Source organism: Candidatus Nomurabacteria bacterium, from assembly GCA_020632395.1.
Classification (GTDB): domain Bacteria; phylum Patescibacteriota; class Dojkabacteria; order SC72; family JAHDCA01; genus JACKFQ01.
This window is the reverse complement of record JACKFQ010000004.1, coordinates 1-16,284: the sequence shown is the minus strand read 5'-3', so window position 1 is coordinate 16,284 and position 16,284 is coordinate 1. Positions and strand designations below refer to the sequence as shown.

Here is a 16,284-nt window from a genome sequence, read left to right as displayed (position 1 = left end):
GTAAAATATCTTGTAATGCCCAAGAAGAAAAAGAAACAACTCACGATACATAGTAAAGAAACGCGTATCTTATTTGGCCTTTCGATCTTTGTTGTCGGTACTACGGTAACATTTTCCCCCTTTTTCTCTGACGCCACACTTTTAGATCAGATCCGTTCATTCTTTGGTCTTTCATCATTATTTTGGGGTATGACTCTGATAGTATTTTCCGCAAGATTCCTGACAGATTCAAAGTATCTACGTAGTTTAAAGACTTTTTCTGGTTTTTTCTTGGCAGCGATAGCCTCATCACTGTTCTTTACCTTTTGGGCTCCAAAGGACGAACTCGAAAAGCTGACAGACTTATCTGGGTACGGAGGAACGATCGGCAGATCCCTTCACCTCTCCTTATATAACGCTGTGGGAGGATTCATCGAATTTATTGTCATAATAATACTCACACTTATAGCTTTTTCTATGATCTCTGGTACAAGTCTGGAGAGCATCATTAATACCATCACTGCGATCTTTGGGATCTTTTCACGTAAGGATGCTAAGCAAGCAGATGGAAATGAAATTGAAGTGGTCGAAGACGGACAGAGTATAAAACCAGAGAAAAAGGGGTTGTTAGGGAGCTTCATCGGTGGCAAAGACACACACCAGGATGAGCTAGGTATAGAGGATGGGTCTGCAGCTGACATCCCTCCATATCAACCTTCAGTAGCACAACCCGGAAATAAAGATGAAATAGACCTTACAACCAATCCGGATCCAGTCGACGTGATAGACAATGGTGGAGATGATGGAGCTGAAGGCATCACTGGACCACAAAAATATTTGAACTGGACATATCCTCCTATAGATCTGTTACTTGAACCGGTGATGAAACCACAGGATAAAGAAATACACAAAAGAAATGCTGTGGTGATAGAAAAAACCTTGAAAAGCTTCGATATAGATTCAAAGGTTAACAAGATAACGATCGGTCCGACCGTTGTACAGTATGCACTCAGTATCACAGTAGGTACAAAAGTATCGAAAGTTAAGAATCTCACTAATGACCTTGCACTAGCTTTGGCAACCTCCGAATCACAGATCAGAGTAGAAGCACCTATCCCAGGCTCATCACTGATCGGTATAGAGATACCAAACCCCACACCAAACTTCGTCTATATCCGGGATCTGATAAATGAAGTGAAGAGTCAAAATGGAGACCTAGAGCTACCACTTGCCCTAGGGAAGAATGTCGCAGGAAAGATCTTCATAAAAGACTTAGCGAAATTACCCCATTTATTAGTAGCTGGAGCAACAGGTACCGGAAAATCCGTTGGTATCAATTCGATACTTACAGGATTACTGATGACAAAAACTCCTGATGAACTAAAGCTGATCCTTGTTGACCCTAAGATGGTCGAATTAGCCCCATACAATAGTATCCCTCATTTACTCGTACCTGTGATAACGGATATGGAAAATGTTGCTCATGCACTTCAATGGGCTGTAGAGGAGATGCACACGAGATATAGATTGTTAAAGCAACTGGGTACAAAAAATATCATTGAATACAATCGAAAATCAGGAAGTCTAACAATGCCATACATAGTAATCGTCATAGACGAGATGGCAGACCTAATGCAAACAAAAGGTCTTGAGGTCGAAGGACACATCTTAAGGTTGGCTCAGATGGCTCGTGCGGTTGGTATACATCTCATCCTTGCTACCCAGCGCCCTAGTGTAAACATCATTACGGGTGTTATCAAAGCTAACGTGCCTGGACGTATGGCATTTAGTGTTTCTACACAGGTAGACTCGAAGGTGATCATCGACCAAGGTGGTGCAGAGGCACTAATCGGACGAGGAGATATGCTTTTCAAATCCCCTGACATTATCAAGCCTGTGAGGATACAGGGGGCTTTCACAGACACGATCGATACTGAAAAACTCGCTGAATTCCTTCATTCACAATCACAAGGAGAGCCAAAGCCGGCAGGGATTTTAGAACCAGAGCCGATGCTAAGAGACGGAACTCTTGTAGGGATCGGTGGTATCTCAGATGAGCCACTTTTTCCGGATGCTGTCGATGTCTGTATCAATGAGGGTAAGGCTTCAGCTTCGATGCTACAAAGGAGATTGAAAATAGGTTACAATCGCGCTGCTAACCTAATTGAGGAACTTCACAAACTAGGCGTTGTTGGACCACAAGATGGGAGTAAACCAAGAGACGTACTGATCCGCAGTAAAGAGGAACTCCTAAACAAGATCAAAGGTCCATCAAATGAATCGCCAATGGTCGAAGATGAGATCGAATGACCGAATACCCCATTTCACAAAATAATATGCTGACGGTAGGTAAGATCCTATCAACAAGACGAGAGGAGCTGGGGCGTTCGATCCTTGAGATCGCCGAGCAAACAAAGATCCAGAAACATTATCTTGAGCTTATTGAGGCTGATGAATTCGAGAAGTTTGATAATGAGATCTTTCTTTTAGGATTTATAAAAAATTATGCAACCGCACTTGGATTAAATACCGAAAAGATCGTAGCGATCTATCGTAGAACGGTTAAAAGATCACCCAAGAAGACCATTGCCATCAGAGATACTACCATCAGAGACCTCAACATCTCATCAAGGTTTGTTATCGGAATGATACTTTCTGCTTCTGTTCTAGCGGTTTTTCTCTTCTTAATGTTCCAACTCTACAATTTTCAAAAAGTACCACAGATTACGATAATCACTCCAGAGAACGATGTGACAGTAGATACAACCCCCCTCGAAATAAAAGGTCTCACAGATGTTAATAGTATCGTACAAGTAAACGGAAATAGTATAGAGATCAACAACGATGGGACATTTCAGGTAGAAGTCGATCTTGTACCTGGAACAAACACAATAAGTATCAGAACCTCAAAGGAGAACAACGTATCCAAGGAAAGCGTAAAGGTCCTTACCGTAATATATGAACCTAAAGAGGAGGTTGTCGAGGAAAAAGAGCCTGAGGTCGAAGAGGTCGTTGTGACAGACTCGATCAAAGTACAGATATCAGGTGGAGATGCATGGGTACAAACTATCGTTGATGGCTCACAAGTTACCGGAGAGATCTTGCCAAATGGTTATGAGCAGTCTTTCACGATCAAAGAGACATTTGAACTCATAACCGGAGTTCCCTCGGTAACCAAAGTTTTTATCAACAACCTAGAGACTCCGGTACAGATACCAGTAGCAGATGGTATTGGTACATTAACCTGTAGCCTAGAATCAACCTCCGTTATCTGCGATAATTAGGACAATATGAATGATTTTCAAAATTCCGCACAAGAGGTCAAAGAACGCCTCGATATTGTCGAAACTATCGAAAAGTATGTGCATCTGAGGAAGATGGGTAAGAATTGGGCTGGAAACTGCCCTTTTCATTCTGAGAAAACACCGTCATTCATGGTGAACCCGGAGATACAACGTTTCAAATGTTACGGATGTGGCAAAGGAGGAGATATATTCAATTTCATACAGGAGATCGAGCATATCGAATTTCCGGAAGCTCTCGAAAAACTCGCTAAAGAGGCTGGGGTTGAGATAAAGAAACGACCAGTAAATACACGATTTTCAAAACTAGAAGATATTAACGCAACTGCCTCTGAATTTTTTTATGCTGAATTACATAAGTATAAACCAGCGCTTACTTATGCGCAGAAAAGGGGGTTGACAGTTGAAACATTAAAGGAATTCAAGATAGGTTTCGCACCTGGTCGCGGTCTTTTATACAATTACTTACATACGAAGGGTTATTCCGATAGAGTGATAATTGAGAGTGGTTTAGTAACTGATACTTCAGGTAGGATAAAGGATCGATTCATAAATCGCTTAATGTTCCCGATATGGAATATCTACGGAAAGATAGTTGCATATTCAGGCCGTCAACTTCCTGGTGATAATTTCGGTCCTAAATATCTTAACACCCCTGAAACTCCAATATTTCACAAAAGTAACACTGTTTTCGGCTTGTATCAGAACAAAAGTGAGATAAAGAAAAAGAACCTCACTATCCTTACCGAAGGACAGATGGATGTCATATCAGCATACGCATCTGGTATCAGAAATGTGATAGCTCCATTAGGTACTGCACTTACAGAACAACAACTTGATTCTTTAGGCAGATACTCAAAAAGATTACTGATCCTGTTTGATAATGACGAAGCAGGACAAAAGGCTCTTGAGCGCGCTTTTCATATCGCGATCTCGAAAGGTTTCAATGTATATGCAACAAACACCGGTGAGTATAAAGACCTAGACGAGTCGATCCAGGCATCGGTAAGCAAAACTAAAAGGACTCTCTCATCAAAGATGGATGCCTACTCTTACATACTTGCACGAAAACTGGATTCTCTAGATCTGACAGATATCACACAAGAAAGAGAGTTGGTAGATTTTCATAAAGAAACACTTATTCACTTAACCGACCCGATGGTTAGAGAGCATCTAACCAAAAAATTTAGGAAGATCACGAAACTAAATCCCGGTGCTATATCACAAGACATTGGTCCAATGAAAGGTACGCCTCCTGTCAAAACCTCTGGAGCATCGAGTCGTGATCGTAAGAATACAGCTCCAACAGATATAAATATCAACGACCCTGAAACTTACCTAATCGCGCTTCTTATCAAGATCGGAGATTACAAAAAATTTCATTCATTAAACATAAATGAGTTTACAAATCCCTTTTACAAAGAAATAATTTCGCAATTCGCCTCATCAGAAGACCCATCTATGCGAACAATTGCCGAATCATCCGCAATAAGTGATCAAGCAAAACAGATCCTTACTGATATAGCTCTAAGACAAGATAAGATCCCGGAACCAAAAGACCCTATATCAAGCCTCAATGAAGCATATATGCGGATCCGAATGACAAATAAGACAAAAAAACTCAATTCGATACAAAGACAACTCGCTATCGCTGAGGAGGAAAATGATGATATAAAGATTGATGAACTCACACAACAATTATTGCAACTAACTTCTCAGATACGTTCACTCGATGACAAAATTAGCAGACTATGATAAATATCATTACGATTACAGTACTTTCTGGGATAGACGAAAGTACGAGGATGGGGCAGAACGAATAGCCTTACGGTCGATACTCAAAGGAGAAAGGTTCGAAAGATTTATAGATATTGGAGGCTCATACGGTAGGCTGACCGACGAGTATTACGATCGAGCTGACCACATTTACATTCTGGATTACTCATTGGAAACTCTTTTGCGAAATAAACAGGAGATACTCTCGAGATTCCCCAACACAACTTTAGTGGCTGCAAATGCCTACTACATGCCTTTTAAAGACTCTGTATTTGATGGGGGGATGATGGTGAGGGTTCTACACCATATTGATGATCAATCTAAACTGTTTGATGAAATATCTAGAATATTTACAAGTGGAGGGAGGTTTATCCTAGAGTATGCTAATAAAAGAAACTTGAAGAATGTTCTTAAACTTAAGAAAGCAGAAAGAGAGAAATTTCTCAACGTGAAACCTTATCAACAACCACAACAGGGTAATAATGAGGGTACAAAGGGAGAATCCGTAGTCTTCTTAAATTATCACCCACTCTATTTAAACGAGATATCAACTTCTGCCGGTTTCAAGACATTATCAGCACGTTCGACTTCGTTTTTCAGGTCGACTCCTCTAACTAAACTACCACTGTCAATCTCACTCTTATTAGAGCGTTTTTTGCAATATACGATGTCTTGGGCACAGTTAACACCAGCAGTTTTTCTAGACCTAGAGAAGAACTCTCCCCATGTCCGAGAAGGTCTTTCTGGGAGAGATTCGAATGGCCTGGAGGATAAAAAAGTGGGTAGTCGCAAAGATATCTCCGACCAGAAAAACCCCCTCTCGATACTTTCCTGCCCGGTTTGCCATGGGGATCTCAATGATATTTCGACAAGTCCAACTTGCCGATCTTGCGAGAGAAAATACAGTTTACATGACGGAGTCTTAGATCTAAGGTACAACAATGAAACCTAAACGAAGTCTCGGACAAAACTTTCTCAGAAATAAGAATCTCGCAAACAGTATTGTGCGGTATGTGCTAAACAGTCAGCCCAAAAGGATCCTTGAGGTTGGACCCGGAACAGGTGTTTTTACTAATCTCTTTATCAAACAGGGAATCTCAGTTGTAGCTATTGAGAAAGATGACGAACTATCTCAAATTCTCTCTTCTCTCAATTCTCCTCAGTTGAAGCTGATCAATCGCGACATTCTGGAAATATCCCGTGAAGAAACAATTAAGCTGATGGAGAAAGATAGCGGATCGGTATGTTTCGGTGCCCTTCCTTACAATATCTCAAAGAAGATAATTTCTCACTTAGTGCCTTTTGGGATTTTTTCCGAATCATTTTTTATAATTCAGAAGGAGGTAGCAGAAAAATATCTACTAACCAAAAAAGGCAATCGATTATCTTCATTTATTAATGCTTTTGTTGAAACCAAGGTCATTATGAGTATTGCTCCTGCAAACTTCTTTCCTGTACCAAAGGTCACAAGTGCCCTGATACAATTCAAAAGGCTTAGAGAACCGATGATACTCGGAGAAGATTTATTGAGATACAATTCCTTTGTTAAGGCTCTTTATAACAATCAAAGGAAGATGTTGCATAAGAATCCAATATTCAAAAATACTACCCTTCCTAATTCTGTTGAGAACTTGAGACCAGAGGAGTTGTCTCTCGAAGCAGTCATAGAACTGTTTATTAACACAAAACAAAGCCTCTAGATCTGATCATCGCTGTATATAAGAGGATCTTCTCACATGGGATACGCAAATATTCGCTATGATCTATCTCACATTCAACTCACATATCTTTCTTACAAAATTTCTTGTATTGGTCATTTGAATATAACTGACTACACTACCCCTCTATTCTGATATAATCGCATTGTGAAGAAGAATGACTCAGTCGAAAAAGTAGAACAGCTCGACCTTGGTTTCAAGGAACCCCTACAAAACAAATTCTGGGGGTTTAAAAGTTCTTTGGCTAAGAGATTGAGATTTGTAGAGACGATCAGGTATATCCGTAGTCCGGCGGTACTTATTTTGATCGGCATTTCGATCTCACTTAACTACTTACTTTTTGACTATATATCGACCGGTATCAGAGAGCTTCCTAAGCAGGTGCCTTTCCTTCTCAACTACATCAACTTAGATATGAGATTGGTCAACAGAGAAGATCTCGAGCTGGTCTGGATCGTTAGTGGTATACTTACTTTTGTAAGTATTTTGACCACGGCAAAGATCTACAATCGTAAACAGTACATGAGTTATTTCATTTTGATCGTCTTAACTTTCTCTTTATCTACGACGCTTTATAAGATCCTTTTACTTTTAACCGAATATATCTGATCGTATGAACTTTAAAGATTTTCTCACGACAAACACATTGTTGAGATCCCTTCCGGTCGATTTTCATCGTTATTTCGAGTATCTACCAACTTTACTACTAGGATTTGTTGTCAGCCTCCTTTTAACCCCTGTTATCGGCTCTATAGCACGAAGATTCAATATCCTGAATGATACTGAAGAAGGGAAGATGAACAAACTGAATAAATATGAGAATTCTAAGAGACGTATCAACCCTAACCAAGTCCCTCTACTTGGAGGCTTGGCTGTTATGCTCCCATTATTAATTCTGATCATTGTTGTTTTTGGACTCAATAGCAGTACGCTCCCCCTGATCATATCCCTCTCGATCCTCACGATCATAGGTGTCTTAGATGACTACTATAATCTCCCCGCAACAGTACAATTCTCATTTCAATTCATCGCATCACTTATAGTCGCCGCCTCTTTGGTGGATCTAACTATCGTGAAGATTCCTTTTGACGGAACTATCGATCTAGAGTGGACTCGACTATTCTTCGAAAACAAGCTTATTCCGATAAGTTTGGTCTTGCCAGGTGATCTATTCCTGATACTCTGGTTCATGATAGCGATCAATGCTGTAAAGTGGATGGGTGGAGTTGATGCTTTGATGGAGAGCAATCTCGCCCTTGCGTTTCTTATGATCTTTGTCATCGCTACAAGATCCGAACAGGTCTTTTTAGTTGTTATAAGTATGTATCTAGTTGGCGCCTTATCAGGCTTCACATTTTATAACTTCCCACCTGCAAAGATCTTCACAGGAAGCTCTGGGAAGAGTGTTTATGGCTTTTTAGTAGCAACATTAGCAGTGATAAATGGTACTAAGGTGGCTGTGACATTGATGATCATCATGCTTCCTTTAGCCGATTTCCTGTTTGTACTATCGAAAAGAGCGTCTGTTCGCAGACCCAATAGCATCAAGTCTTTTATGACCCTACCTATACAGTTGATGCGTATGGCTGATACAAATCACTTACATCACAAACTTTTGCATATCGGTCTCTCTGTTAAACAGGTGCTGATGGTTGAAGTATCTATCGCATTGGTTGTTGGAATTATTGCTGTATTATCAACAGCAGCGTATCGACTGGTGATCATCATGTCGCTTTTCCTCGCAATTCTGTTGTTTATACTTGCTATGCATGTCCTCGCAAATAATCGCCTAAAACAAAAGGAAAAGGAGATCGAGAAAGAGTCTCCAGAATCGAAATATTCGTATTAAGCAAATTTTTAAGGATCTACTTGTTAATTAATTTTCACCTGATCGAAGTTTCTTCTAGACATGCAATTTTCAACTATCTATAATGGATTTATGAAAAAGTTCTTAATAATTCTAATTCCGGTGATACTTATCACCTTCGTTGTTTCGATATTACTGTTCTCTATATCAGGAACGGAGCTATTTTCGAAGTTACCATTCACAAATGAGCTATATAAAGAAAGCTCCCTTTCAATAACAACATCTGGGGGCATTGCCACTGTGCTGATCGATGATAACGAGATAGGACAAACACCTCTTGATCTGTCAGATCTAGAACCCGGCCCTCATAAGATACAGATCACACGTGATAGTGATACAACTGGTTATTACGAACCGGAGATCTACTTTATCGAGCTTATGCCGAATACAGAATCAATTATTGATGTTGAGATCGGTCCTGCAGGTGTAAGTGCTGGATATGTCCTATACTATACCGAATCACCACGAGTTAAAGGCTCCGGTTTGATCAGTATTTCAGGATTCCCAGGCAAAGCAGATGTATATATAAACGACGATATCACAGGCCAACTACCGATCTATTCAAGTGAACTCGAAACTGGTGAGTATCAGATAAGGATCAAGTCTGATGGTTTTGAAGATGTTGTATTTCCAGCTATAGTGAGAGAAGGTCTAAACCTCAACATATCTGTAAAACTTCTTCCTATACCTACCGATCTGGAATTATTGGATGTCACACAACCTGCAGAACCAAATGATGCAAATCCAAATAATGCAAATACGGATGGAAATTCGGAGGATCCATCCAATCCTCAAGATCAAGAGCAGAATTCAGACCAAAATACAGATCAGAACGTCGATCCAGAGCAATCTAATATTGAAGATCCACAACAATAGGATGAGCAGTGAAATATCAGAAGTAAAAGCAACAACACTTGTATCCGTGATCATTCACGGAGCAAATAATTTCGGTAGAGAACTTGCAAAAACCTTAACAGAGCAGGGTAGCAAGGTTATTGTCATAGATGTGTTTGACAAGGAAAGTAAAGACCATATCCAAGAACTTAAGAAGAATCCCAATGTTGATTTTGTAGAGTTTGATGGAATGGACCAACTTTTTTCTACTCTTCCGCGATTTGACTATCTCTTCTATCTACAGTTTACAGCTATCACTGATGGGCAACAGTACAGTAGTAAAGATTTTCTTGATGAATCGAATAAACTCGAGAAAAGCCTCAAGGTCGCATTAAAGCATAAAGCGAAAGCCTCTATAGTAACCTCTCTGGAGAAGAATAAACGGCTTGTAGAGATAACTCAAATGGAAGATGGTAAACCAAAACCGTATTCTGACCTTGAGATCCAACGTTACACAGAAACTATCACTGCAGAACATTATGATAAGTCAGGATTGAATGTTCGCATAATCAGGATGGGGTCGCTTTTGGGAAATTCACTTTTTGGATATGGTGATCCTCTCCTTCGACAGATCCTGCTAGATGCTGTTAATAGTGACAAGATAACAATAAAGGGTGAAGGTTTGGATTATCACTATCTGATCGATGTTGAGGATGCTGTGTATGGGTTACTTCGATTAACATTTGACAATCAAACAAGCGGAGAAGTTATTACTCTCAGTTATCCAAAACCTTTAACGACTCTATCTATTGCATACAAGCTTTTAGAACTTGATACAGAGGCGAAAAGGATCCATTTCGACCAGGACTCCGATACTTTTGTGTATCAATCACAATACACACCTGCACCAAATGCTGAACAGTATGGTTGGAAACCTAAACATACTATCGAGCAGACCTTTATAACTACTCTCAAGTCGCTGTATTCCTACAACAATAAAGCCTGGGAGGTTAAAAAGGATACAGAGAGTAAGCAGGGAGAAAAATCAGCGTTTTCGATAGTTCAAAATGTTAAAACTCCTTTTGGGAATATAGTAGATAAGATAGTATCTCCTATCAGATCCGTATTATCAAAATTACCCACAAGCAAGAAAGATGGGGAAAGCGGTTCCTCTGTGCGAAAGATCTCAAAGAAAGACCTTGCTATCTTCTTTGTTGTACTGGTGTTTATGTTATTAATATCGTTTTTCTTGATCACCCCACTAGCCAATATCACATATGGAAGTTACAGAACATATCAGCTTTCTAAAACAGCATATGCAGATCTTCAGTCATTCGATCTCACAAGTGCAGCTTCAAAGTTCGCCGAAGCCGATACACAGATCGATCGAATCAAAACAGGTGTCAGTCGATTATCATGGCTATTTACTATAACTGGTCGATCAGAATTAGGTAAAGATACTGAGATCATGGTGTTTGCTGCTGATTATGCGATGAAAGGTGCTGAAGACATGGCAGTGTCATTATCACCATTAGCTCAGTATTTTGAAGAGTTTCAACCCGCTCTATCTTTTGGTTCCGATGGTAATCCAACAACCACAACAGAGTATCGAACTTATCTCCAAGAACTCAGAGAGAACCGCAATCTACTGATCCGTGCGAGCGAATCTTTGAGATTTGCCTCTGCACAAATAGAAACAATTACTGTTGAGAACTTTCCGAGCCGTTTACAACCTTTTATCACTGAACTGAAGGCTAACAACCGTGAAGTTTCTAAGTTGATCGAACCTTTCAAAGAAACTGTCTATTTCCTACCCGAAATGCTCGGTGTCGATGAACGCCAAAGATACCTTATACTGCTCCAAAATCCCGGTGAGATAAGATCTACAGGGGGTTGGTTATCTAGTTATGCGATCATTGGTATCGAAGGTGGGCAGATAAGACAGCTTGATGTATCAGATATTTACGATCTTGAAGGGCTTCTCGTGATACAAGGAAAAGAGTATGAAGCCCCACAATCCATGCAAAATGCCCTTGATATAAAGAATTGGTCAATGTCATTATCAAACTGGGATCCTGATTTTCCTACTGCATCTAAGGACGCTTCATTCTTTATCCGTGAAGCCGGAAAAGCATTTGAAATAGATGGGGTGATCGCTATGGATACCAACGTTATCTCTATGCTTCTTGAACAGTGGGGTGAAGTAAAGGTAGGTGAAGAGCAGGTGTCCGTGACCGCTGACAATTTACAGACAAAATTGATCGAGATCCATAACGAATTTGAACCCGGATCACAAAGAAAAAGCACTTTCATAGCTGATCTTGCGAATGCTTCGATTACCAAGATCCTTACTGAAAAGGATAGTTATCCTATTGTTGCAGATGTTTTATATGACTCACTCATAAAGAAACATCTTCTAGTAAATCTATCAAATTCTGATGCGAATCTGTTCTTTTCTTCGCAAGGGTGGGGTGGTGCTATCACAAACGCGCATCTGGCGACCCCTGTGCCCGTTGAATGGAATTGGGGATCAAACAAGGCAAATCTATACCTAGAAGAAACAACAGACCTTACAATGAGGTTCGTAGACGAAGACACGATCAGATACACCTACCTGCTTTCTGTAAAGAATAATTCCACCACAAACACATATCCCGAAGGAGATTATCGAAATTACCATAGGATCCTTGTCCCTGAGGAAGCCGATCTGGTCACATCTGAGGGATTTGATCAAACTCCAGACGAATATTTAGAGGGGGGCAAAAAGGTCTTTGGAGGATTCTTTACCGTTGCATCCGGCAGTACAAATCAGTTGCAACTGATCTATGAGCTTAAGCGTGAGGAAGGAGGGTATTTCCCTCTCGATACAACAGGAAATTCCCTATCCCTAGATCTTCTTATCTACAAACAGCCCGGTCTTGCACCTGGTACATACAAATTGTCTATAGAATATCCTGATACATGGGCTGTGGTTGAGACATCAGATCTTAATCGTGGCGTTAACGAACTAACAAGTCAATTCACACAAGAAAGAGATCTTTCGCTTCCACTGATGTGGGAATACAAGTGATAAGCCACCATGGATCACAAATTAGCATGGAGAAAGATAGTGGGATCTAAATATTTAGGGGGTGATGCTTTGGAGATCATTGGTATCTTGCAATTCAACACACTAGACAATGATCCGATCCTCGACCTTCTCTAATTCATCATATAACTGAAGGACTTCATCGGATGTCACCTTGTCAAATTTCGCAAATCTGGAGATCTCATTCACGCTTAGATCGCTATTTACAGGAACTCGGCTACTCATGCCCATAGGCCTGATAAATGTTGCAATATGGTTAGATTTACAATTTGAACATGAAAAGTGTATAATGCTTGAGAAATTTGACTCTTGCACTATATGGATATCAGTGATCGAATATTCGGTCCCGCATTTGTCACAGAACTTTGCGATAGTATCAATAAAGAATTGCTTCTTACTTCCGTCCTGACCCGCACTCGTACCTGTACTAGCGGATTGATCTTTGTTGTTGTTACTTTTAGTTTTATTGGACATATATAAAATTATATCACATCAATCTAAATGGCCAAAAAGACCAAAGAAGAGAAGATTGCAGCGTTGATCAAGAAAGGGCAGGAACAAGGCTTTCTTACGCAAGAAGATATCCTTGCTGAATTACCTCATGCCGAAGATAATATCGATCTATTAGACAGCATATTCGCCCAACTTCAAGAGGTTGGCATCGAGGTTATCGAGCCAGATCCAATTGATCCTTCAGATCAGCAAACCGCTGAAACCCTCACATTAGAGAAAAAGATCAGGATCCTAAAGACCATACAATCCACCATCTCAACTGATGCTATCAGATCATACCTTCATGAGATCGGTAAGATCCCGCTTTTGACAGGAGCTGAGGAAGTCATCTTGGCCAAGAGGATCGAGGCTGGAGAGCACGAAGCTAAACAACTACTTATCACTGCAAACCTCAGATTAGTTGTGAGTATAGCTAAGAAATATGCTAAGAGAGGTTTAGAGCTTCTCGATCTGATCCAAGAGGGTAATATCGGGTTGATGAGAGCAGTTGAAAAATTCGATTATCACAAAGGATTCAAGTTCTCAACATATGCAACGTGGTGGATAAGACAGGCAATCACACGAGCAATAGCAGATCAAGCAAGAACGATCAGGATCCCAGTACACATGATAGAAACGATCAATAAGTACAATAAAGTACAAACTATCTTAACAAGCAAACTAGGGCGAAAACCAACTCAAGATGAGATCGCCAAAGAGATGGAGATCGAACCATCCCGAGTTGTCGAGATAGAAAAGATCAAGCAGAACCCCGCTTCCTTAAGCACTCCTATCGGAGAGGACAAGGATAACCTACTTCAGGATATCCTCGCTGACGATTGGTCAAAATCTCCAGAACAACTAGCCACTACAGAATATCTGCGCAACCAAATGAAAGATATTCTGGATACTTTGCAGGACAGAGAGAAGAGGGTTTTATCACTTCGATTCGGGCTAGAAGACGGTGTCACACGAACTCTAGAGGAGGTAGGTAGAGAATTTGGTGTCACAAGGGAAAGAATTCGTCAGATCGAGGCTAAGGCGCTCAAGAAATTAAAGGAGAAGTCTATGCAGAACAAACTCGAGGATTATATCGATATGGAATAGCTCCGCATCCAGAAGGAATTATCCAAAGACTCCTGATCACAGATCTTCGATGATCTTTCGATCCAGTTTTGCAGGCTTTTCACTTGCTGTGGGGTATTATGTTTCATTTATAATAAACTTGAGTTCCTTAGGGGGCTGGTTCAGTATTGGCATCATCAAGTAGTTTTTCTGGATTTGTCTGTTCATCCAGAAGGTGAAATATCTTTGGGGAAACGGGTAATTTGTCTATCTTTTCTGTTACTACATCGACAGCCTCAAGGTCGAATTCAGGTTTAATAGGCTTGATATACTGCTCTGCATTAGGATTTATCTCAACATCGTTAGATGCATCATACACAGAGATCCCAATCCAACAAAGGATGATCACTATAAGAACAGCAACGATAATTGTCACAAAACCCTTCATAATGTTTTATTCATAAAATGTTTCGTTTTCTATTTCATATATCACCAAAGATATCGAGATATTTGTGAGTCCTTCATTGCTGGTTTCATTTGAAAAGTTAACCGACCTGACGATCGGATACATAGGCATCTCTTCAAAAGCTTGCAGTAGTTGGATCATATCATTTTTGTCACCTAGTACAGTTAGAGTAACATCTATAGGTTTTAAGTTTTGAAGATTTAAGACTTCTGCTTTAAACCTGCTTCGTCCAAAACCGATAGTGTTTAGTTGAAAACCGTATGTACGACAGATATTCTCGATGTTTGCAAGAAACAGACTAAAGTCACCATTCGTGGGGAAGACCAATTTGAGGTCTTGTGCAGTTTCCTCAAAATCAGAGTATTGAAGTGAAAGGCTATTTAGGGTATTGATCTTAGTATCTAATGTTTCAAGTGTGACTTTCTTCTCTTTGATTTCCCCATTCAATCGCATGATCGTTTCGATCGATGGCTTAACTGCACCTACACCCAATGCAACAACTATAACGATAGTCAGAAGCGAGAAACTGTATACCTGCTTCTTTCGATCAGATACGATATTCACCCTTTCCATTAGATTTGCTGTATTAGGATCCAAGCTGATCAAATGATTCAGAATTTATTTTGAATGATACGGAAAAATCTATGTCGTCACTTACCTCCCCTGATTTACTGATCCTGACTGAGATATCGCTATATGCTGGATTAGATTGGATCTTCTGCTCATAATCCCTGATGCTCTCGAAGCTGGGTGCTGTGAAATTCATTGAGACCTGGTTTTCTCCGAAATTGAAGTTCTGTAGCTTGATATTTGAAGGTAATCCGTCCAGAACAGAGCTGACTTGCTTGGAGTTTAACGGTTGACTTTCATTGTTGGAGGCAAGGTCTTCTAAAAGTAGGTGCAAGTTCGAATATCTGATCTCGGCATTTTTAAAAAAGTCATTTCCTAGTGTATCTATCCGATTATTTATCTCCTCAGATAGGTCGTTATTCCTCCTGTCTATCATAAATCTCGATGCAAAAACTACGAGAACCAAAAACTCTACCATTACGAGGATGTACTTCCCTACATTGAAGATCCAGTAATACAACCTATCCCAAATATCATCCGGGGCGTACACGGGTTCGAGCAGGTTTATTGAATTTGGGGTCTTTTTAGCCATCTGGGCAGGTTGGACCAATTAACAGTCTTATATTCAGAAAGTATAGCACTTATGTGCCACTAGATTAAGATTCAACTACTATAGCCTATTTCCATATATTCTTCGCATATCTTGATAAAGTGCTGTTATGATAGTAGAATTAGCGGTCAGTAACTTATTGGAACGCTATCACGAACGAAAACTCACATATTCCTCAAAAGATATATATTGGAGCTTCATGGCCATATGCTAATGGCAATATTCACATTGGACACCTAGCAGGTCAGTATGTGGTTTGCGATATCTTTGCACGATACCATCGATTGAAAGGCAATAAAGTACTGCTAGTTTCAGGCTCTGACAGCCATGGTGCACCAGTCGTCTTTAAAGCAGAGCAAGAAGGTATCACTCCCGAACAGATGGCAAAACAAGCTCATGACCAGATCGTTTCAACGTATAAAAAACTCGGTTTGCTCTATGATAATTACACAAGGACAACCACAGAGATCCACAAAGAAGTTGCCCAGAACATTTTCTTAGTACTGAAAGAGAACGG

At 40.1% G+C, this 16,284-nt stretch carries 15 protein-coding genes; 11 read left to right on the top strand and 4 right to left on the bottom strand.

The features are described 5' to 3' along the window. The first annotated feature begins 15 nt into the window (after positions 1-15). The 9 genes from H6763_03585 to H6763_03545 all read left to right on the top strand — a co-directional run bounded on the left by H6763_03585 (position 16) and on the right by H6763_03545 (position 12,546). Positions 16-2,289 carry a DNA translocase FtsK 4TM domain-containing protein gene (locus H6763_03585; protein MCB9803886.1) on the top strand — a complete coding sequence of 758 codons (2,274 nt, stop codon included), beginning with the start codon at positions 16-18 and terminating at the stop codon, positions 2,287-2,289. A gap of 26 nt (positions 2,290-2,315) precedes the next feature. Beyond that, positions 2,316-3,263 (top strand): helix-turn-helix domain-containing protein, encoded by a 948-nt coding sequence (locus tag H6763_03580; protein MCB9803885.1) that lies wholly within the window; start codon positions 2,316-2,318, stop codon positions 3,261-3,263. 6 nt (positions 3,264-3,269) lie between these two features. After that, positions 3,270-5,036 carry a DNA primase gene (gene dnaG, locus H6763_03575; GenBank protein MCB9803884.1) on the top strand — a complete coding sequence of 589 codons (1,767 nt, stop codon included), beginning with the start codon at positions 3,270-3,272 and terminating at the stop codon, positions 5,034-5,036. Continuing rightward, the gene (locus H6763_03570) at positions 5,014-6,009 is read left to right on the top strand and encodes a methyltransferase domain-containing protein (GenBank protein ID MCB9803883.1); all 996 of its coding nucleotides are present in this window, start codon (positions 5,014-5,016) and stop codon (positions 6,007-6,009) included. Before dnaG ends, H6763_03570 begins: the two co-directional genes overlap by 23 nt. Beyond that, positions 5,999-6,757, top strand: a complete 759-nt coding sequence (locus H6763_03565; GenBank protein MCB9803882.1) for a hypothetical protein — start codon at positions 5,999-6,001, stop codon at positions 6,755-6,757. Before H6763_03570 ends, H6763_03565 begins: the two co-directional genes overlap by 11 nt. Before the next feature lie 165 nt (positions 6,758-6,922). Continuing rightward, complete coding sequence (locus H6763_03560; protein ID MCB9803881.1) at positions 6,923-7,384, top strand: hypothetical protein; 462 nt, start codon at positions 6,923-6,925, stop codon at positions 7,382-7,384. A gap of 4 nt (positions 7,385-7,388) precedes the next feature. Continuing rightward, positions 7,389-8,624: an undecaprenyl/decaprenyl-phosphate alpha-N-acetylglucosaminyl 1-phosphate transferase gene (locus tag H6763_03555; GenBank protein MCB9803880.1), complete on the top strand. Its 1,236-nt coding sequence runs from the start codon at positions 7,389-7,391 to the stop codon at positions 8,622-8,624. Positions 8,625-8,714: 90 nt separating this feature from the next. After that, positions 8,715-9,518 carry a PEGA domain-containing protein gene (locus H6763_03550; GenBank protein MCB9803879.1) on the top strand — a complete coding sequence of 268 codons (804 nt, stop codon included), beginning with the start codon at positions 8,715-8,717 and terminating at the stop codon, positions 9,516-9,518. Position 9,519: 1 nt separating this feature from the next. After that, on the top strand, positions 9,520-12,546 hold the full coding sequence (locus H6763_03545) for a DUF4012 domain-containing protein (protein ID MCB9803878.1): 3,027 nt from the start codon (positions 9,520-9,522) through the stop codon (positions 12,544-12,546). 102 nt (positions 12,547-12,648) lie between these two features. Here H6763_03545 and H6763_03540 read toward each other — a convergent pair whose 3' ends face one another. Further along, on the bottom strand, positions 12,649-13,038 hold the full coding sequence (locus H6763_03540; protein ID MCB9803877.1) for a hypothetical protein: 390 nt from the start codon (positions 13,036-13,038) through the stop codon (positions 12,649-12,651). Positions 13,039-13,065: 27 nt separating this feature from the next. Between H6763_03540 and rpoD the strand changes: the two genes are divergently transcribed. After that, positions 13,066-14,163: an RNA polymerase sigma factor RpoD gene (rpoD, locus tag H6763_03535; GenBank protein MCB9803876.1), complete on the top strand. Its 1,098-nt coding sequence runs from the start codon at positions 13,066-13,068 to the stop codon at positions 14,161-14,163. 127 nt (positions 14,164-14,290) lie between these two features. Here the strand turns inward: rpoD and H6763_03530 are convergent, their stop codons facing one another. The 3 genes from H6763_03530 to H6763_03520 are packed head-to-tail and all read right to left on the bottom strand — an operon-like array spanning position 14,291 to position 15,749. Further along, positions 14,291-14,569, bottom strand: a complete 279-nt coding sequence (locus H6763_03530) for a hypothetical protein (GenBank protein MCB9803875.1) — start codon at positions 14,567-14,569, stop codon at positions 14,291-14,293. A gap of 6 nt (positions 14,570-14,575) precedes the next feature. Further along, positions 14,576-15,160, bottom strand: coding sequence for a hypothetical protein (locus tag H6763_03525; GenBank protein MCB9803874.1), 585 nt, complete (start codon positions 15,158-15,160; stop codon positions 14,576-14,578). A 13-nt stretch (positions 15,161-15,173) separates the two neighbouring features. Then, positions 15,174-15,749, bottom strand: a complete 576-nt coding sequence (locus H6763_03520; protein MCB9803873.1) for a hypothetical protein — start codon at positions 15,747-15,749, stop codon at positions 15,174-15,176. A gap of 167 nt (positions 15,750-15,916) precedes the next feature. On the opposite strand from H6763_03520, the gene H6763_03515 reads away from it, so the two are divergent. Beyond that, a partial coding sequence (locus H6763_03515; protein ID MCB9803872.1) for a class I tRNA ligase family protein occupies positions 15,917-16,284 on the top strand: 368 nt, incomplete at its 3' end.

Bases quoted from the DNA above. Each gene is read 5' to 3' on its own strand.
- H6763_03585 (MCB9803886.1), top strand. From the start codon at position 16: ATGCCCAAGAAGAAAAAGAAACAACTCACGATACATAGTAAAGAAACG.
- H6763_03580 (MCB9803885.1), top strand. From the start codon at position 2,316: ATGCTGACGGTAGGTAAGATCCTATCAACAAGACGAGAGGAGCTGGGG.
- dnaG (MCB9803884.1), top strand. From the start codon at position 3,270: ATGAATGATTTTCAAAATTCCGCACAAGAGGTCAAAGAACGCCTCGAT.
- H6763_03570 (MCB9803883.1), top strand. From the start codon at position 5,014: ATGACAAAATTAGCAGACTATGATAAATATCATTACGATTACAGTACT.
- H6763_03565 (MCB9803882.1), top strand. From the start codon at position 5,999: ATGAAACCTAAACGAAGTCTCGGACAAAACTTTCTCAGAAATAAGAAT.
- H6763_03555 (MCB9803880.1), top strand. From the start codon at position 7,389: ATGAACTTTAAAGATTTTCTCACGACAAACACATTGTTGAGATCCCTT.
- H6763_03550 (MCB9803879.1), top strand. From the start codon at position 8,715: ATGAAAAAGTTCTTAATAATTCTAATTCCGGTGATACTTATCACCTTC.
- H6763_03545 (MCB9803878.1), top strand. From the start codon at position 9,520: ATGAGCAGTGAAATATCAGAAGTAAAAGCAACAACACTTGTATCCGTG.
- H6763_03540 (MCB9803877.1), bottom strand. From the start codon at position 13,038: ATGTCCAATAAAACTAAAAGTAACAACAACAAAGATCAATCCGCTAGT.
- rpoD (MCB9803876.1), top strand. From the start codon at position 13,066: ATGGCCAAAAAGACCAAAGAAGAGAAGATTGCAGCGTTGATCAAGAAA.
- H6763_03530 (MCB9803875.1), bottom strand. From the start codon at position 14,569: ATGAAGGGTTTTGTGACAATTATCGTTGCTGTTCTTATAGTGATCATC.
- H6763_03525 (MCB9803874.1), bottom strand. From the start codon at position 15,160: ATGGAAAGGGTGAATATCGTATCTGATCGAAAGAAGCAGGTATACAGT.
- H6763_03520 (MCB9803873.1), bottom strand. From the start codon at position 15,749: ATGGCTAAAAAGACCCCAAATTCAATAAACCTGCTCGAACCCGTGTAC.